Consider the following 18,044-nt stretch of genomic DNA (forward strand, 5'->3'; position numbering starts at 1 on the left):
CGGCGGCGGATCCGTGGCCTTGACGCGTGGAGGGTGCCGATGAAGCGACTCAACGATCGTTCGCGTGGGGTCATGCTCCGTGCCTCGAGCACGACCCCAGCTGTTCTCCTCGTGGTCGCGGCGCTCGTCACGCCCGCGTGCGGCGACGGCGGTGGCAGCCCCCCGGGCTCGGGCGCGGCTGGAGCGCCGGGGGACGGCGGCGCAGGATCCGCGGGCGGCGGGGGAGGATCGGGCTCGATCTCTGGTGTCGCCTCGAGCGGTGGTGCCGCGGGGGACGGCGGGGCGGCGGTCGCCGGCAGCGGCGGCTCGTCCGGCGGCGGCGCTCCTGCCGGCGGGGGCTCCGCGGCTTCCGGCGCCGGCGGCGGCGGGGCCCCGCCGAGCGGCGAAGTGCTCGCGTTTCCGGGGGCTCAGGGGTTCGGGCGACACGCGGTCGGCGGGCGCGGCGGCGACGTCGTGCACGTCACGAACCTGAACGACGCCGGCGCGGGCTCGCTGCGCGACGCGATCAGCCAGCCGAACCGCACGGTCGTGTTCGACGTGGGCGGCGTGATCGAGATCTCGTCGCGCCTCGTGTTCAAGAGCAACCAGACGATCGCGGGTCAAACGGCCCCGGGCGGCGGTATCACCATCTACGGCAATGGCACCTCGTTCTCCGGAGCGTCGAACACCATCGTACGCTTCGTCCGCTTCCGCATGGGCGCCGGGGGCGATTCGGGCAAGGACACCGTCACCATGGCGAACGGGCACGACGTGATCTGGGACCACTGCTCGCTCAGCTGGGGGCGCGACGGCACGTTCGATCTCAACCAGGAGAGCGGCGCCGAGCTCTACAACTTGACGCTTCAGGACTCGATCGTCGCGCAAGGGCTCCAGTCGCACAGCACGGGCGGCCTGGTGAACACCGCCGGCACGTCGATCATCCGCTCGCTCTACATCGACAACAACTCGCGCAACCCGAAGGCGCGCGGCACGCTGCAGTTCGTCAACAACGTGGTCTACAACTGGGTCGTGTCCGGCTACATCCTGGGCGACACCAGCGGCCGCTCGGACGGCTCGATGCTGGGCAACTACTTCATCACTGGCCCGGAGACGAGGGGCGGCACGCTGGATAGCCCCACTCCCGCGTACAATCTTTACGCCGACGGCAATTACTACGACAGCGACAAGGACGGCGCGCTCGACGGCAGGCTCCTCGGCAAGGGCGACTTCGGAACGGTCACCTGGCTCGACGCGCCTTCCGTCGAGTTCCCTGACGTGCCCGCCATGACCGCGCAGGAGGCCTACGCGTACGTCAGCGCGCACGCCGGAGCGTCGATCCACCGCGACGACGCGGATCTTTACGTGCTCGACGAGCTGGCCTCGCTCGGCGAGCGGGGCGCGACGATCAGCAACGAGTCGAGCCTCGGCTTCGCCAACGGTGTCGGCGCCCTGCCCGGCGGCAGCGCCCCGAGCGACGCCGATCGGGACGGCATGCCGGACGCCTGGGAGAGCGCACGAGATCTCGACCCGGCGAACGCGGACGATCGAAACGGGGACCGCGACGGCGACGGCTACACGAACCTCGAGGAGTATCTGAGCTCGCTCGTGCCGTGAGCCCGGCCTGCGAGGGCGCGTCCGGCCAGGAGGAGCCGTCGGGATCGACCCTCTCGGCCCTCGACCCGGGCACGTTCCACGACGACACGCTCGATCCCCGTACCGAGTGTCCACGCGCTCGTCGCACGCTGCGCGGGACCTCGCGCCCCGCGCGGAAGCCGGGCCTTCGTCCGGGCGAGGGCTGCTTCGGCGTCGAGCACGCCCGCGGTGCCCCGTCGATGAGCCTGCTCGGCGAACCGTCAGCCAGCCTGAGGGGTTGCAGCGCGATCGCTACGGCGCCGACCGCGACGTGCGCCGTGAGAGAATCCTTGACCTGCGCAGGGCCGCGAGTAGATTCCCTCCCGCGCGGTGGAGCAGCCTGGTAGCTCGTCGGGCTCATAACCCGAAGGTCGTGGGTTCAAATCCCGCCCGCGCAACCACGACCCCAAGCAGCGCAGCACGAAGCGACGCAAAAAGACGCGAGGGCTGGCCGAATCTGGCCGCCTCGCGTTTTTTGCGTTCAGCCCTCCGGGCCCTCGCCTCGGCGCGCGTGTGACTCGCTGCACGGCGGCTGCGGTCCAGCAAGCCTCGCTTGCTCCTCCTGATCGCCTCCGGCGCGCGGCCGCCGGGCCACGTCGGCAACACCGCCGGCCAGTCCCGCTCATTGCCACGAGCCCCGTCGTCGGGCGATGCGAGCCCGCCCACCAGCTCGTGCTGCCGCAGCCTCGGCCACGTCCCAACCTTACGCCGCTCCCTTGTGTTTGGCGCAGCCGGGGACCACGGACGCGGGCACTGCTTCTTCCGACACCGACGTTCGCGCCGGGCCCACCCGGGGTCGCTCTCCAGCGATATCGAGGGGAACGCCAGCACGCCGCGGCGCGCACCCCCGGCCGGAGCTGCGGTCCTCATCAGCGTCGCGGTCCTCGCCGGCGCCGTGGTCCTCGCCGGCGCCGCGCCGCCGTCGCGCCGCGGTCCTCGTCGCGCCGTAGGCAGGCGCCGGCTCCCTGATGTAGGATGGCGGTAGCGGCAGCTCCTGCGCTCTGAACGCGCGCGCCACGGCGCGCAACTCACCGATGCAATCCCGGTAACCCCCAGCGGACAACTCACGATGGCCAAACCGAACGATCCCTTCGCACCCCCGACCAACACGCGCGGCTCCGCGACGCCGGGGGACGCCGCGAAGCCGCAACGCGGGGTCAGCGCGCCCGCGCCCGCCGCGCGCGCGTTGCCCGCGACGTCGGCCGGGCCCGCCACCCAGCGAGGGCCGGGGGCCTACGGCGCCCCGGATTTCCTGAACAAGGCCGCCCGCACCGCGCCGCCAGCCGAGCTCCTGAGCGCGCGCACCATCGAGCTCGTGCAGTGGTCCTGGGCGAAGGTGATGCCCATCTCCGATGCCGCGGCGTCCCTGTTCTATGAGCGGCTGTTCACGCTGGATCCGTCCGTGCGGCCGCTCTTCAAGAACGACATGGCCGAGCAGAAGAAGAAGCTCATGCAGATGCTCTCGGTGGCCGTCGACGGGCTGAACAACCTGCAGAAGCTCGTGCCCGTGCTCCAGGGGCTCGGCGTCCGCCACCAGGGCTATATGGTGGCCGAGCGCCATTACGATGTCGTGGGCGAGGCGCTGCTCTGGACGCTGCGCGAGGGGCTCGGCGACGCCTTCTCGAGCGACGTCGAGACGGCGTGGAAAGAGGTCTATGGCGTCGTCGCCGACGTCATGAAGAAGGCCGCCGCGGCGCACGTGGCGGTGGGCACCACGCAGGCGCTCCCGCCGACGCCCGCGCCGGGCGGGAGGGACGGCGCCCGGGGCAACGCCCCGCCCGCGCCGGGCCCCGCGGCGCGCCCGGGCGCCGTGGACCCGGTGCATCGGCCGAAGTCGGTGCCGCCGCCCTCGTCGGCCCAGGCCGCGCGGACGCTGGTCGGGGTCGTCCCGCCGTGGCAGGGCGAGCAGCCTCCGCCGGCAGCGGCGCCGGCGGCAGCGGGCCCGAGCGCGGGCGGGCCGATCACCCCGCGCACCATCGAGCTCGTGCAGCGCTCGTGGGCGAAGGTGATGCCGATCTCGGACGCGGCGTCGGCGCTCTTCTACGACCGCCTCTTCGAGCTCGATCCGTCGGTGCGGCCGCTCTTCAAGAACGACATGGCCGAGCAGAAGAAGAAGCTCATGCAGACGCTCGCGGTGGCCGTCGACGGGCTGAGCAACCTCAACCGGCTCGTGCCCGTGCTCCAGGCGCTCGGCGTCCGGCACCACGGCTACATGGTCGTCGATCGCCACTACGACGTGGTGGGCGAGGCGCTGCTCTGGACGCTGCGCGAGGGGCTGGGCGACGGCTTCACGCGCGACGTCGAGGCGGCGTGGAAGGACGTCTACGGCGTCATCGCCGACGTCATGAAGAAGGCGGCCGCCGAGCACGTCGCCGGCGGGGCCCCGGGCAAGGCCGACGCGGCCCCGCCCCGCGAGCGCCCGCAGCGGCCGCCGATGTCGGAGCCGCGGGCGCCGGCGCCGCAGAGCGTGACCGAGGTGATGCCGCAGAAGAAGCGCCCGCGGAGCCCGATCGACGAGGACGCCGACACGCTCCACTACCAGACCAACCCGGCCCACGAGGCCCTGGCGAGCAGCGGCATCGACCACGAGGCGCCTCGGGGCCCGAGGCCAGCCGCCGGCGTGCCGGCGAGCCCGCAGGGGCTCGTCGTCCCGCTGTCGGGGCAGGACATGGTCCTCCACGTCCAGGTCAAGCTGGACGGCCCGCTCGTGACGGTCCCCGCCGCTGCGCCGGTCGTGGCCCCCGCCGCGCCGGTCGCGCAGGAGCCGACCGGGCCGAGCGGCCTCGTCGCCGGCCTCGCGATCGGGTTGCTCTCGATCGCCGCCTCGATGGCCACGGCCATCCTGCTCACGGTGGGCGGGCCCGACCGGGCCGCGGCCGGCGCGGGCGCCGCGGCGGACCGGGCGTCGACCAACATCGCGTCCCTCGCGACCTACGCCGTGCCGATCATCGTCACGGTCCTGGTCCTCTCCGCCTTCACGATGGGCCACCTCCTGGGGCGGGGCCGGGCGCGGAGCGACGCGGGGCCGGGCGGGGGCCGGCTGTGAGCCCGCGCGCGGGGGATCACCGGTGACCTCGGGCCGACGCATGCGCCGGGCGAGCGCAGGGGTTTGATGTCAAGATGGGAATAACTCTCCGATGATCGCGGATCCTGCGATGACGCTGACCCACCTGGCGGGACAGTGGCTGGGCCCCTTCCAGCTGATCCAGCTGCTCGGCATCGGCGCGATGGGCGCCGTCTACCTGGCCCGGGACACCGTCCTCCAGCGCGACGTGGCGGTGAAGCTCATCGCGAAGGGGAGCGCGGACACGGATCCCGACCGGCGCGACCGCTTCCTGCGCGAGGCGCGGGCGGCGGCGCGCCTCCTCCACCCGAACGTGGTGCAGATCTTCCAGGTCGGCGAGGACGAGGACGTCCGTTACATCGCCATGGAGTACGTCCACGGCCTGACCATGGCGCAGGCCGCGAAGCAGCACGGCGGGCGCCTGCCGGAGCAGTTCGGGATCGAGAAGATGCGCGAGGCCGCGGCGGCGCTCGAGCTCGCGGCCTCGTTCGGCATCTCCCACCGCGACGTCAAGCCCGCGAACCTCCTCCTGAACGCGTCGGGGACGCTCAAGATCGCGGACTTCGGCCTGGCGTCGCACCCGGAGAGCGGCCCGCTCGGCAGCGCCAGCGCCTCCCGCACGCTGGAGGGAACGCCGTTCTACATGAGCCCGGAGCAGTGGACCGGGCAGGAGATCGCGCCCCCGTCCGACATCTACAGCCTCGGCTGCACCTTTTACCACCTGCTGGTCGGCCGGACGCCGTTCTCGGCGCGGGATCTCGCCGGCTGCTTCCAGGCGCACTGCCACGCTCCGGTCCCGGATCCGAAGGTGTCGATGCCGGACATCGATCCGCTCCTCGCGGAGCTCCTGCGCCGCTGCATGGCGAAGCGGCCCCAGGAGCGGCCGTCCGCCGGGCACATCGTGGCGTTCCTCGAGGACATGCTGATGCTCCGGCGCAGCAGCGTGCGGCCGCGGGAGCTGCCGGAGCCCAAGCGCCCGAGCCTGCTCTCGACGATGGATCTCTCCGACACGCGGATGAGCGAGCTGCCGCCGGCGCCCAAGGGCTCGGTCGCGACGCCGACGGGCACGATCCTGGTGAGCAGCTCGACCGCGCTCGGGCACTTCACCGGCCAGTACAGCTACCGCGACCATTTCGGGCTGACCGGGTATCCGTTCAGCGACATCCGGCAGCCGAGCTCCTTCTGGGATGCGGGCCCGTATGCCTGGATCCTGAGGACCCTGGCGTCGCAGATCGTGGCCGGGCAGCGCCCTGCGATCCTCGTGGGCGAGCCCGGGAGCGGCCGGACGTTCGTGTGCGAGATGATCAAGAACAAGGTCCCTCGCATCCAGGTCTTCACGATCGAGCCGCAGCTGCTCTTCGGGACGCGGCCCCTCGTGTCGCTGTGCAGGCAGGTGGGGGCGACGGCCATCTCCCCGAACCTGAGCCAGCAGTTCCTTGTCGACGCGTTCCTCGGTCAGGCGCTCCTCCGCGCCGGGCCGGACGCGATCGCGGTCCTGGTCATCGACGGCGTCGATCCGGAGGATCACGAACTCCTGATGGAGCTCCACGACATCCTCCGCTGCGCCCCCCTGGGCCGGCTGTCGATGATCCTGGTGGGCGCCCCCGATCTACCGGCGACGCTCGCGTCGAACGGCGTGCCGCGCGAGCTCTACACCGGCGCGCAATCGCTCCTGCTCCCCGGCATGACGCAGCAGGAGATGATCGAGTACATCGACTTCAGGATGCGGTCGGTCGGGGGGAGCGGGCGGGGGCTCAAGCTGGACCTCGCGTCCCAGCAGCTCTTGCACGCGCGGAGCGGCGGCAGCCCGAAGCTCATCAACATCTATTGCCACAACGCGCTGACGCTCGCGGCGCTCCAGGGCGAGCCCGAGGTGAGCCTGTCGTCGATCCGCCTCGGCATGAAGAGCAAGAGCTACCTCACCGCCGACGCGGCCACGGCCCTGCTCCGCGGCTGAGCCGCGCGCCGCGGCGAGGGCTGGTCGAGGGCGCTGGCGGCGTCTCCGGCCCCGCCGGACCTCAGTCGGTCCACTGGTGGGTCTCTTCCGGTTTCCCGCCGAAGGTGGCCATGGGGATGGTCCACGTGCGGGGTCGCCGATCGCTGCGCACGTACGCGCGGACGCGGTCGGCCGAGAAGAAGGCGGTCGTGGCGCGGAGCAGCTCCGGGAACTCCTTCACGAGGCCGGTATGGACGGGCATGACGGTCTCCACGGCGAAGGCCATGGCGACGTCGGCCAGGGTGGTTCGGCCGGGCTGGATCCAGTGCTCGGCGTCGGCGCGCGTGCGCACGAAATAGTCTTCCAGCCGCTCGAGCTTCGCCCCGGTGGCGGCGCGGTGATCGGCGCGGACCTCATGGAAGCGCGGGTTCCAGAAGAGCGCGCCGACGTCCAGGAGCACCTCGAGCGCGGTCTCGGTCACCTCGTCGACGCGCGCGCTCTCCTCGAGCGTGTCGCCGTACAGCCCCAGCTTGCGCGCCAGATAGCGGTTGATCGCCTGGGACTGGCAGAGGGTGAGCCGCCCGTCCTGCAGCACGGGCAGCTGCCCGAACGGGGTACAGCTCTGGAATCGCTCCTTGGTATCCGGCTGCATCCATCGCTCCAGAGGGATGAGCTCGTTCTCGTAAGGCACGCCGCTCAGCTCCATCATGAGCCTGGCGACCTCCACGCGTCCGCGCACTGCAAAATAGGTGAGCTTCATCCTCGTCCTCCTGTGTTGGCCGGGGACTCTACAGCAACTCGGATCCCCGAGCCAACGGGCATCGGACCGGCCCGAGCCCGACTCTGCTCCACGCAGCATCGGCATCCACGTTGCTTGGACGAGGAGCGATCGATCTGCCGATCTTTCGACCTAGCTATCGTTTCCGGCCGCCGCCGCCGGCGCCGCGCGCGGAGCGGGCTTGGCCTTGCCCCCCGACATGGAGGCGAGCACCGCCTCGTCCGTCATCGGAGCGCGCGGCACGTTCTGCGCGCGTCCGATACGTGCTCTCGAGTGTTTGTCGTTGTCGATACACCTGCCGCGCGTGTATGCGCTGAGCCGGTCGCGCGCCTCCTGTTTGCGGCACGCGCCGAAGGATCTCCTGATCAGCGTGAGGCCCGAGCGAAAGCACTTCTCGCGATCCGAGACGAGGTCCTCGTGCGACCACCCCTCCCGGGTCTTGCCGGCGCCGACGCGGATCTGGAGCAGACAGGAGTCGACCCCCGAGCCGCGCGCGAGCTTCCCGAGGCCGAGGTCCACGTCGCGGCGGTAGCCGCTCTCGAAATACGCGATCGACAGGAGCAGCGCCATCGTCTCGGCTCGCCCGCGCGGGCCGCCGAAGAGCGGCTTCAACTCGGGATCATACGCCACCTTCGCCGCCGCGCGCGCGATCTCGTGATAGCGCGCGCGGCCGTCCTCGGGCGTCTCGACCGCGTCCTTGATGTGGCTCGTCCCGGGCGGGGCCCATGCGATCATGATACCGACCGCCCACGCGATAATCGAGTCCATGAGATATGTAAGGTCCTGTTGTCCCCCTGTGTCAAGCAATTAGGACAGCCTGGCTGGGATTATCGCCGAGCATTGTATGATTGCGTGCCGCCCAGCGTGCATTTATACCGTCCTCGTCAAATTGCCAATCGTGCGGACGGCCGTACGCGGTGCGCAAGTGTTTTCGCAGCAGAGTCATTTCGCGCGTTTGTCGCGGGGCCGAAGCGTGGATTGGCTCCCTTCGGGTCCTCGCGAGAGCGACTCGCGCTCATCGTTCCTCTTTCATCGAGCCGGCGCGAGCACGGCATCGGCGGTGTGTGCTGCGCTCTGCCGGACGTGAGCCCGCGCGGGCGCGCGGCGCACGTCGCCGCGCGGCGCTCATCACGCCTTCTCGGCGGCGTCTTCCTCGGAGGTCGCGCGCGTGTCCTCGAGCCTGTCCACCGCGCGCAGCTCGGGGAACAGCCATCCCCAGAGCAGCACGACGGCGATCGTCCCAAGGCCGCCGACGATCACGGTAGGGACCGTCCCGATGAGCCTCGCGAGGGTGCCCGACTCGAGCTCTCCGAGCTCGTTCGAGGCGCCGACGAACACCATGTTGACCGCGCTCACGCGGCCGCGCATCTCGGGCGGCGTCGCGAGCTGCTCCAGGGTCATCCGCACGACGACGCTCACCATGTCGGCGGCGCCGATCACGGTCAGCGCGACGAGCGAGAGCAGGAAGCTGCGCGACAGGCCGAACACGACCGTGGCGAGCCCGAACACCCCCACGCAGAAGAGCATCTTCGTCCCGGCGTGGCGCCGGATCGGCCGGAACGCGAGGAGCACGGCCATGAGCCCGGCCCCCACCGCGGGCGCGGCGCGCAGCAGGCCGAACCCCTGGGGACCGACGCGGAGCACGTCGGTCGCGAAGATGGGCAAGAGCGCGACCGCGCCGCCCAGGAAGACCGCCACGAAGTCGAGCGAGATGGACGCGAGGAGGACCTTCCTCCGGTAGACGTAGCGCAGCCCGGCGAGCGCCGTGGCGAGCGACGGCGGCTTCTTCTCCATGCGCCCCGTGCGCGCCCGCACGGCCAGGAGGCCCGCGGACGCCGCGCCGAGCGCGAGGCTCGCGGTCAGGTAGACCGGCGCGGGCGCCTTCCAGACGCCGTAGAGCACCCCGCCCAGGCTCGGCCCGCCGATGGCCCCGACCTGCCAGAGCGTCGACTGCCACGTCGCGGCGTTCTGGAAGTGCGCCGCGGGCACGAGGGACGGCAGGAGCGACGCGCCGGCTGGCCCCTGGAACGCGCGCACCGTGCCGAGGAGCACGAGGACGGCATAGATGGCCGACACGTTCGGGGTCGGCGAGCGCGCGAGGAAGAAGAGCCCGAGCGCCGCGAGCGACGAGGTGAGGTAGCAAAGGAGGAGGATCCCTCGCCGATCGAAGCGATCCGCCGCGTGCCCGGAGGCGAGGGACAACCCCGCGATGGGGAGGAACTGGGCGAGACCCACGTAGCCGAGCGCGAGCGGATCGCGCGTGAGGTCGTAAATCTGAAACCCCACGGCGACCGACTGCATCTGGTACGCCATGGTGGCGAGCAGGCGAGCCGCCGCGTACACGCGGAAATCGTGCGATTCGAAGGCGGCGAAAGGCGACGAAGGCTTCAGGGCGGTGAGATCGGCGGCCATGAAAAGTCCGGGTGACGTTCATGGCGCATTCCAGCACGGGCCGCCAGGGACGCCCTGCGCCCACCTCATCAAAAATCAGTGAGGTTGTTTCTCTCGTCGGTAGAGAGCGTTCTGTCTCGGCGATCCGCAGTTCGGGGCGGCCCGTGGTTCGGGGGGGCGGCGGTCGAGCCTGCGCGCAGAAAGCTGGCGCGTCGGCCCGGAATCGTGGTAAGCGGCTGCCCGACATGATGCCCCATGGAGACGACACCTCGTCGGGCTTAGCGCGCGACCTCGCCGCGCAGGCGCGGCGTGCCTGGATGCTGTTCGGGAGCCGTTCGCGCCGCGGGCGCGATGGCCGGCGCGACGACGACGATGACGACGACCTGCCGCGCCCGAACGCGATCGTCGCCCTGTTTCCGTTGCTGAGCTTCGCCGTCTCGCCGCTGCCGGCCTGACCTGCGCCCGCCCGCCCATCGAGCGCCTGAGACGGCGGCGCCGTTCCTCGACGCGACCTCGTCAGGAACGCACCTCGAGCTCCCCGTCCCGCCACGCCACGACCCGGTCCGCCGTCGCGACCCTCGCCCAGCTGAACTCCGGCAGCAGCTCCGCCGGCGTGCACGGCTCCGGCCGATCCCGCAAGCCGACGCACCACGCGAGCGCGCCGGAGAGCGCGGGCGCGCTCCGGGCGAGCGCCGCGCCGCGCGCCGCGCCGTGCGTCTTGGCCAGCTTGCCGCCGCGCTCCTCCAGGAGGAGCAGGTGGTGGCGGTAGACCGGCGCCGGCAGCCCGAGCAGCGCCTGGAGCGCCGCCTGCGTCGCGGTGCTCGGCGCGATGTCGCGCCCGCGGACGACGCGGGTCACGCCGGCCGCCCCGTCGTCGACGACCACCGCGAGCTGGTACGAGAACGCGCCGTCGCGCCGGCGCACCACCGGATCGCCCATCGCCAGCGCGGGCTCCTGCGACAGGTCGAGCCCGCCCTCGTCGACGGGCCGGAACACCCCGTCCGGCAGCCGTGCCCGGATCGGCTCCGCGCTCGCGCGCCATCCGCCGGGTGGCAGCGCGCGGCCGCGGCCGCGGTTGTCGTAGGCCCAGCCGCCGTCGGGCGCGCGCCGGCCGATCGCGCGCACCTCCTCGCGCGTCGCGGAGCAGGGGTACAGCGCGCCGAGCGCCTCCAGCCGGTCCATCGCCGCCTCGTGGTGCGCCCGCCGGGTGTGCTGCTCGACGCGCTCGTCGAAATCGAGCCCCAGCCACGCGAGATCCTCCTCCAGGGAGCGCGCGAACTCGGCCCGGCAGCGATCGGGATCGAGGTCCTCCAGCCGGAGCAGCAGCCGCGCGCCCCGCGACCGCGCGTCGAGCCACGCGAGCAGCGCCGCGGCGAGCGTGCCGAGGTGGGCCGGCCCGGTGGTCGACGGGGCGAACCGGCACACCTCGCTCATCGTTGCACCTCGCGCCGCCGGCCGCGGCGCCGAGGCCGCCCGCGCCCTGGGCGCGCCGCCCGCGGGCTCGCCACCCCGCGCCTCAGAGGAAGCGCGCGATGCGCGCCCGCACGCGCTGCTCGCCCAGCACCGCCATGACCTCGGCCAGATCGGGGCTGTTGCGCGTCCCGCAGATCGCGACCCGGATCACCATCGAGACGTCGCCGACATGGCCCTTCCACGACTCGGGAGAGGCCTTGTACTGCTTCACCTCGCCGGCGTAGCCCAGGGTCACCCCGATCTGCCGGACCTTCTCGAACCACGCCTCCTTCGAGTCGGCCGGATCGAAGGCGTCGAGCATCTGCTTGAGGACCGCGGAGCGGTCCGCCTCGGGGACGTTCTCCGGGAAATCGAACGACTCCAGGTTGCTATAGAGCTCGTCGTAGAAGAAGAAGAGCTGAGGGCGCAGGTCGGGCCAGGTGACGATGCGCTTGTTCGACTTCTTGCCGCCGCGCTCAATGCCGAGCGCGCGCCTCGTGTACTCCGGATCTCGCTCCATCAGGGCGGCGAGCTCCTTGTCGTACGCCCTCGCCCAGTCGAGCCCCTGGGTGTAGACGTCCTCGGCGCTCATCCGGCTCACGACCGCCTGGCTGACGCTCTTCAGCTTGACCAGGTCGCTCAGGGCGCCGCCGGGGGCGAGTTTGTTCAGCTTGAGGGGGAAGGCGGAATAGGGCTTGTCGGGGTTCGCCTTGCGCCAGTCCTCGAACGCGGAGTTGGCGATGTTGAGCAGGTACTCGATCGTGGCCGTCTCCGGGACGCCGATCTCCCGGTAATACTCGATGTTCGCCTCGGGATCCTTGCGCTTGCTCAGCTTGCGTCGCGCGTCCGAGACCTTCGGCTCGCCCGTCTCCGGGTCGGCCTCCTCCACGCGATCGAGCTTCTGGATCGGCGGGACGTGGGCGTACTCGACCGGCTTGAACCCGAGCACGCGGAAGAGCTGCAGGTGGAGGGGCATCGACGAGATCCACTCGTCGCCGCGGATCACGTGCGTCGTCCGCATCAGGTGATCGTCGACGGCGTGGGCGAAGTGGTAGGTCGGGATGCCGTCCGACTTGAGGAGGATGGTGTCGAGATCGTTGACCGGCATCGAGATGACGCCCTTCACGCCGTCCTTCCACTCGACCCGGCCCGAGACGTCGTCCGGGGCGCGCAGCCGGAGCACGAACGGGGTGCCGCTCGCGAGCGCCTCCTTCACCCGGGCGAGCGGCGCGTCTCGCCACTTCGCCCACCGGCCGTGGTATCCGGGCTTCACCGTGAGCGCCATCTGCTCCTGCCGGATGGCGTCGAGCTCCTCGACCGTGCAGAAGCAGGGGTAGGCGAAGCCGCGGCGGATGAGGTCGATCGCGTAATCCCGGTAGATCTCGACCCGCTCCGTCTGGATGTAGGGGCCGTAGCTGCCCTGCTGGATGAACTCGCCCCGCGCCTCCGGCCCGCCGCCCTCCTTCGCCGGCGCGCGGAGCACGCCCTCCTGGGGCGAGAGATCGAAGCGCGCGAGCGAGTCGACGATGGTGTCGAGCGCGCCGGGGATGGCGCGCTTCACGTCGGTGTCCTCGAGGCGGAGGAAGAAGACTCCCTCGCTCTGGAGCGAGAGCCGCTTGTTGATGAGCGACACGAAGATGCCGCCAATGTGCATGAACCCGGTCGGGCTCGGCGCGTAGCGGGTGACCATCGCGCCCTTGGGCAGGGCGCGGCGGGGATAGCGCGCCTCGTACTCCTCGGGCCGCTTGGCCGACGCGGCGGCGTCGCCGAACAGGAGGCGCACGAGCTCGTCGCGGTCCTCTCCGGGGCCCGGCTCGCGGACGGTGACGGGAAGCGTCGTCTCGTTCAGTGCCTGCTTGTCCATGAGGGCGCGTCGCTCCAGGTCTGACATCGGGCGGGGGGCAGCCATTGCACGCCCGCCAGGCCTTGTCAATCGCGGCCTTGGGCGCGGACGCCGCGGTCCGCGCGGCCGCGCCGGGCGAAGCGCGCCCCGCATCGCGTGTCGCGCGTCGCGCGTCGGCCGCGCTACTGCGGTGTCTTCTCGCCGAGGAGCCAATAGGTCTTCATGGCGCCCTTGCCCTTGATCGCCACGAGGCCACGCTCCTCGAGGAGGAAGTCCCCCCGGAGCAGGGCATAGCTCGCCTCGCTCACCTGGACGCGCCCGGGCTCTCCGCTCGACTCCATGCGGCTCGCCACGTTCACCGCGTCGCCCCAGAGATCGTAGCTGAACTTCTTCTTGCCGATCACGCCGGCGATGACAGGCCCGGTGTTGATGCCGATCCGGAGCCGGAACGGCTCGCCGTCGTCGGCCAGGAACTGGCTCATGGCGCGCGTCATCGCGAGGGCCATCTGCGCTATCGCCCTCGCGTGGTCGGGGCGCTGCGCCGGCAGGCCGCCGACGACCATGTAGGCGTCTCCGATGGTCTTGATCTTCTCCAGGCCGTGCTGGTCGGCGAGCTGATCGAACGACGAGAACATGCGGTTGAGGAGGCCGACGAGCTCGGTCGGGTTCAGCCGCGCGGCGAGGGAGGTGAAGCCGGCGATGTCCGCGAAGAGGATGGTCACCTCCTCGAAGTGCTCGGCGATGAGCTGCTCGTGCTCCTTGAGCTGATCGGCGATGGATCGCGGCAGGATGTTGAGGAGGAGCCGGTCCGAGCGCTCGTGGGCGCGCTCCGCCGCCGCCTTCGCCTGCTCGAGCGCGGCCTTCTGCTGGCTCTGCCGCCGGGCGTTCGCGTCGAGGGCCGAGAGCATGCCGTTGATCGAGCCGGTGAGGCGCGACAGCTCGTCGGTGCCCGGCATGGCGACCCGCGCCGAGAGATCGCCGACGCCGCCGATGTCGGTGACCTCCCGGCTGAGGCGGGCGAGCCGGGAGAGGACGAGCCTCTCCAGGAGCAGCAGGGTGACGCCGCCGAAGACCAGGCCGACGAGCACCGTCACCAGGACGAGGTAGCGCAGGGTGTCGTGGCCCATCCTGAGGATCGCCCGGTCGTTGTCCACGCGCAGGAGCAGCGCCGGCCGGCCGTCGATGTCGTCGAGGACGGTGTACCCGGCGATCCGGTCCTCGCCGAGCGGGTGGACGAGGATGGCGTCGGGGTCGCCCATGGCGGCGCGGGCTTCGCGGAAGTCGGCGGGCAGGTCGGGGTCGTCGAGGCGGCGCACGGCGAGCGAGAGGCCGGCGGGCTCGGTGAGTCGCTTGATCTCGGCGTCGGTCAGGAAGCGGCCGAACGTGACGGTGCCGGCGACGGGCCCGCGGCCCGAGCTGCCGACGCTCGGCTGGGAGCAGACGAGCATGGGCCCGTCCGGCAGGAGGACGATGCCGCCCCGGACCGCGCTCGGCGGCGCGTCGCGCCCGAACAGGAGATCGCCGACGCGGAGCCGCTCGGCGATGCCTCGAGGGAGCGGGGCCCAGCGCTTCCCGGCGCGATCGTAACCGGTGCTGTACACGGGGATTCCGTCCGCATCGGCGAAGACGGCGAGATCGATCCGGGCGATATCGAAGAGCTCGGCGACCAGGTTCGAGCGGACGAACTCTTGATTGCCGTCCTGCACGAATGCGTGTGCGTCGTCCCACTGGCTCCAGTCGGTCCAGCGGGCGTTGAAGTCGTGGACGGCCTGGCTCACCAGGTTGAGGGCGACCTGGACGGTGCGGCGCGTGTCCTGGGCCTCGGCGGCCATGGAGTTGGCGAGGAGCGCCCGCGACGAGACGCCGTACAGGGCAAAGCTGAGCCCGAGCAGCGTGGCGGCGATCGCCAGCAGCGTCTTCGCGCGCAGCGAGAGCAGGGCGTCGAGGGCGGGCTTCAGCGTCAGGGACGCCGAGCCTATCGAAATGCGCGCCGGTGCGGAAGCGCGGCGGACGGAGCGCTGGATGGAGCGGCCGACGGGCGGAGGCGTGCTGGGCCGATGCTGGGGCCGAGGTGGAAGCAACCGGGTGGGACGCCGGGCGGGGCGCGGTGCGAGGGGGGTCGGGGAAGGGAGCGGGGCTCCGGGGAACTGGCGCTCGTCGGGGTCCTCGACGCTGGCGGGCCGGGAGGGAGCGATGTCCTCCCGGCCCAAGCAGCGCGCCAGGTGACGGACCGAGCAGGGGGCCAGGTACCGAGTTCCAGGTGTGTATCGACGACGTTGCCGCGGCCGTCCGTGCTGCGGTGCGCCTGGGGCATCTCCTGGGAAATTCAGGTTTATGGTAACGGATGCAACTCTGCAGGTCGTCGGCGTTACGGGCCCGTGGTGCGCATCGTCACGGTATCGCATTCCACCCGGGTGGCTTCCTTGGACCGCTCTCGCGAGAGCAGATAGAATGCTCTCAATGCTCACGCCCCACCGGCAGCTGGTCGTTCCTGCGCTCCTCCTCATCCTCGCTGCGTGCGCGAACGGCACCGACGAGTTGATGCCCGGGTACTACGAGGAGCAAGCCGGCGGAGGCGGAAGCGGCGGCGGGGGAGGCGAGGGCGGGGCTGGAGGGGTGACCGCGTCCTCCAGCTCGAGAGCGAGCTCAAGCGCCAGCACCAGCTCGAGCTCCGCCGGGGCCGGCGGCGCCGGGGGCGAGGGCGGGAGCAGCGATGGAGGCGGGGGCGAGGGCGGCGACGGGGGAGCGGCGGGCGAGTGCGACTATGGCTCGCCGAACACGTGCGCGGGGGCCGAAGATCTCGGTGAGATCTTGGGCGACGATGGCGGCGATGAGTTGACAGTGACAGGGACTACGTCGAAGTGGTTCAAGATCAAGGTAATCGACTGGGAGGACGAGGCTAGCTCGGAGCATTTCCGTGCTACGCTCACTTCCCCGCCGGGCATGAACTTCGATTTGATCGTCTATGAGGGGGGGCTCGACGCGCCGGACTGCTTTGCCTCCGGCGTGAGGGGGCAGGGTACGCCTGAGTCGTTCTATGCGACATGGGATGACTTCCCGATTCTTGACGACCACCGCTGGTTCAGCCTCGAGGTGCGGCATGTGGAAGGGACCACCTGCGGCGACGATGCGGCGTGGACGCTGACGGTCAGCGGCAACAATGCAGCGTTGCCTTGAGCCTGCACGTCCCGACATGTCTGCTGCCGCTCGGGCTGATCCTACGTGCGTCGCGCGGAACAGCGCTTCTTCTTCGCGATCGTCCTCAGGGTGACAGTCGCGCCAACACTAGGCTGGCGTTATCCGTCGTCAGCGGCGGATCCAGCAGATCGATCGCGCCGTCAGTGAGGCCTGCTACGACGATCTCGCGCGACGCAGAATGGACCGCTGCGGATGTCGCTCCCTGAAACGCCGCGCCGCTTCCGTAACGATGACTCCACCTGTGAGTTCCCGACGCATCGAACTTGGCGATGAACCAGTCTGTGTCGTTGGCGGTCAGCTCCCCGCCGCCGAAATCCACCTTTCCGCGGAAACCCCCTGCGAAGACGAGCTCCCCCTCGCTGTCGAGCGTGACGCCCTGAAATGGTAGGCTCCAGCTCTGGTCGGTCTTATCTCCGAGCTGTTTCGACCACGAATGAGTGCCGGTCGTTGATAGGCGGACGACGAATAGGTCGACGTCGTCCGCGCCTTTAGTCTCGCGCGTCACGCGGAGGTTGTTCGTGCTCGGGAATTTAACCGTGCCGGAGAAGAGCCCCACGATGCCTACGTTGCCCGCAGGATCGACGTCAACACCGCTGATCTCCACCGTGCTTCCGTCATTGCCATGCACGAAAGTGGTACTCCAGAGCGGCATTCCCTTCGCGTCGAACTGGGCCACCCAGCTGAGTGCTCCTGTGTTGTCGGCGTCGTCGTGCGTGCGATCAGAGCCGAAGTTGATCGAGTTTGTGAATGTGCCGACGACCACCGCACGGCCCATTGCATCGACCCCGACGCCTCTGCAGTATTGGTCTCCCGGGATATCTCCTGTGTGGTCCCCGATTTGAGCGCTGTATACGTGGCTGCCGTCTTCACCACTCAGTCGTACCAGAAAGCCGTCCATGTCCGACTCTTCCGCGGTCTCAAGCGTCGGGCCGCCGAAGGTCACGGTCCTGCTCAACGCCCCGGTGATCACCGCATCGCCGTCGGGCGTCACGGCGATGTCGATCGGTATAGTTTGACCTTCCGGACCGCCGAACTGCTTGCTCCACTTGTGCTTGCCATTCGCGTCGAGCTTGACGACCAGCATGTCACTGGTACCGTTCGCCGAAAGATCGCCGCCGCCAACGTTCACGGTCCCCGTGTACTTCGTCGTGAACAGCGCATTGCTGTCTGCGTCCAGAGCCACCGCGGCAGCGCTGTCTCCCGGGAGCGGCAGCCCGATGCTGTACACGTGATTACCCTCGCCATCGAACATGGCCAGGAAAGCACTACCGTGAGAATGCTCCGGCAGGACCGTCGTGGTATCCGCACCGAAGTTGAGCTCGCCTTGGTAGAGACCTGCGAGCGCGATGCGATCTCCCTTGGGGCTGATCGCCATCGACATTACCCAGTATCCAGGCCCCGCGCCCAACATCCTCGCCCACAGGACGTCGCTGCACCCCACGCCGTCGCAGTCCTCATCGCCCCTCTCGTTGCAGTCCTCCTCCCCCGGAAGCACCTGCTTCTCGCAAGCCCCCCAGCTCCCGTCCGCGCCGCAGGTCTGCGTGCCCGGCGCGCAGATGCCGACCCCCTCGGTCTCGCTCGCGCCCTCGTAGCACGCCCGTGTGTCGCCCCGCTCGCAGGGCGTCGCGTCGCCGCCCCCGGTCCCCCCGGACGGCGCATCGGTGAACTCGTCGAGGCCGAGCAGCGCGCCGCAGCCGGAGACGAGCAGCGTGGTCAAGGCAAAGGATGGCAGGACACGACGCAGAGGAGGCACGCGGAAACAGTAGCCGAG

At 70.5% G+C, this 18,044-nt stretch carries 12 protein-coding genes and 1 tRNA gene; 6 read left to right on the top strand and 7 right to left on the bottom strand.

Going from position 1 to position 18,044, the window contains the following annotated elements; all coding sequences use genetic code 11:
- Positions 1-72: 72 nt before the first annotated feature.
- The 4 genes from WME83_RS04080 to WME83_RS04095 all read left to right on the top strand — a co-directional run bounded on the left by WME83_RS04080 (position 73) and on the right by WME83_RS04095 (position 6,632).
- Complete coding sequence (locus WME83_RS04080) at positions 73-1,593, top strand: pectate lyase family protein (RefSeq protein ID WP_437317937.1); 1,521 nt, start codon at positions 73-75, stop codon at positions 1,591-1,593.
- A gap of 342 nt (positions 1,594-1,935) precedes the next feature.
- A tRNA-Met gene (locus WME83_RS04085) sits at positions 1,936-2,012 on the top strand.
- A gap of 668 nt (positions 2,013-2,680) precedes the next feature.
- Entirely contained in the window at positions 2,681-4,657 is a 1,977-nt protein-coding gene (locus tag WME83_RS04090; RefSeq protein WP_437317938.1) for a globin family protein, read from the top strand.
- A 91-nt stretch (positions 4,658-4,748) separates the two neighbouring features.
- Positions 4,749-6,632, top strand: coding sequence for a protein kinase domain-containing protein (locus WME83_RS04095; protein ID WP_437317939.1), 1,884 nt, complete (start codon positions 4,749-4,751; stop codon positions 6,630-6,632).
- A gap of 61 nt (positions 6,633-6,693) precedes the next feature.
- On the opposite strand, the gene WME83_RS04100 is transcribed toward WME83_RS04095, so the two are convergent.
- The 3 genes from WME83_RS04100 to WME83_RS04110 form a co-directional block, all read right to left on the bottom strand.
- A complete protein-coding gene (locus tag WME83_RS04100) occupies positions 6,694-7,371 on the bottom strand; it encodes a glutathione S-transferase family protein (protein ID WP_437317940.1) in 678 nt (225 codons plus the stop codon).
- 150 nt (positions 7,372-7,521) lie between these two features.
- Positions 7,522-8,196: a hypothetical protein gene (locus WME83_RS04105; protein ID WP_437317941.1), complete on the bottom strand. Its 675-nt coding sequence runs from the start codon at positions 8,194-8,196 to the stop codon at positions 7,522-7,524.
- 321 nt (positions 8,197-8,517) lie between these two features.
- Positions 8,518-9,801 (bottom strand): MFS transporter, encoded by a 1,284-nt coding sequence (locus WME83_RS04110; RefSeq protein WP_437317942.1) that lies wholly within the window; start codon positions 9,799-9,801, stop codon positions 8,518-8,520.
- An 11-nt stretch (positions 9,802-9,812) separates the two neighbouring features.
- Between WME83_RS04110 and WME83_RS04115 the strand changes: the two genes are divergently transcribed.
- Positions 9,813-10,235, top strand: coding sequence for a hypothetical protein (locus WME83_RS04115; RefSeq protein ID WP_437317943.1), 423 nt, complete (start codon positions 9,813-9,815; stop codon positions 10,233-10,235).
- 61 nt (positions 10,236-10,296) lie between these two features.
- Here WME83_RS04115 and WME83_RS04120 read toward each other — a convergent pair whose 3' ends face one another.
- The 3 genes from WME83_RS04120 to WME83_RS04130 form a co-directional block, all read right to left on the bottom strand.
- On the bottom strand, positions 10,297-11,214 hold the full coding sequence (locus tag WME83_RS04120; protein WP_437317944.1) for a glutamate--tRNA ligase family protein: 918 nt from the start codon (positions 11,212-11,214) through the stop codon (positions 10,297-10,299).
- Between the two features lie 82 nt (positions 11,215-11,296).
- Complete coding sequence (locus WME83_RS04125; RefSeq protein WP_437317945.1) at positions 11,297-13,096, bottom strand: glutamate--tRNA ligase; 1,800 nt, start codon at positions 13,094-13,096, stop codon at positions 11,297-11,299.
- 161 nt (positions 13,097-13,257) lie between these two features.
- On the bottom strand, positions 13,258-15,156 hold the full coding sequence (locus tag WME83_RS04130) for an adenylate/guanylate cyclase domain-containing protein (RefSeq protein WP_437317946.1): 1,899 nt from the start codon (positions 15,154-15,156) through the stop codon (positions 13,258-13,260).
- A gap of 730 nt (positions 15,157-15,886) precedes the next feature.
- Between WME83_RS04130 and WME83_RS04135 the strand changes: the two genes are divergently transcribed.
- Entirely contained in the window at positions 15,887-16,252 is a 366-nt protein-coding gene (locus WME83_RS04135) for a hypothetical protein (protein WP_437317947.1), read from the top strand.
- Positions 16,253-16,337: 85 nt separating this feature from the next.
- Here WME83_RS04135 and WME83_RS04140 read toward each other — a convergent pair whose 3' ends face one another.
- On the bottom strand, positions 16,338-17,990 hold the full coding sequence (locus WME83_RS04140; RefSeq protein WP_437317948.1) for a hypothetical protein: 1,653 nt from the start codon (positions 17,988-17,990) through the stop codon (positions 16,338-16,340).
- Positions 17,991-18,044: the final 54 nt, after the last annotated feature.

This window comes from Sorangium sp. So ce385 (genome assembly GCF_051474135.1).
GTDB lineage: Bacteria > Myxococcota_A > Polyangia > Polyangiales > Polyangiaceae > Sorangium > Sorangium cellulosum_D.

Coding starts and splice junctions, on each gene's coding strand:
- WME83_RS04080 (WP_437317937.1), top strand. CDS start 73: ATGCTCCGTGCCTCGAGCACGACCCCAGCTGTTCTCCTCGTGGTCGCG.
- WME83_RS04090 (WP_437317938.1), top strand. CDS start 2,681: ATGGCCAAACCGAACGATCCCTTCGCACCCCCGACCAACACGCGCGGC.
- WME83_RS04095 (WP_437317939.1), top strand. CDS start 4,749: ATGATCGCGGATCCTGCGATGACGCTGACCCACCTGGCGGGACAGTGG.
- WME83_RS04100 (WP_437317940.1), bottom strand. CDS start 7,371: ATGAAGCTCACCTATTTTGCAGTGCGCGGACGCGTGGAGGTCGCCAGG.
- WME83_RS04110 (WP_437317942.1), bottom strand. CDS start 9,801: ATGGCCGCCGATCTCACCGCCCTGAAGCCTTCGTCGCCTTTCGCCGCC.
- WME83_RS04120 (WP_437317944.1), bottom strand. CDS start 11,214: ATGAGCGAGGTGTGCCGGTTCGCCCCGTCGACCACCGGGCCGGCCCAC.
- WME83_RS04125 (WP_437317945.1), bottom strand. CDS start 13,096: ATGGACAAGCAGGCACTGAACGAGACGACGCTTCCCGTCACCGTCCGC.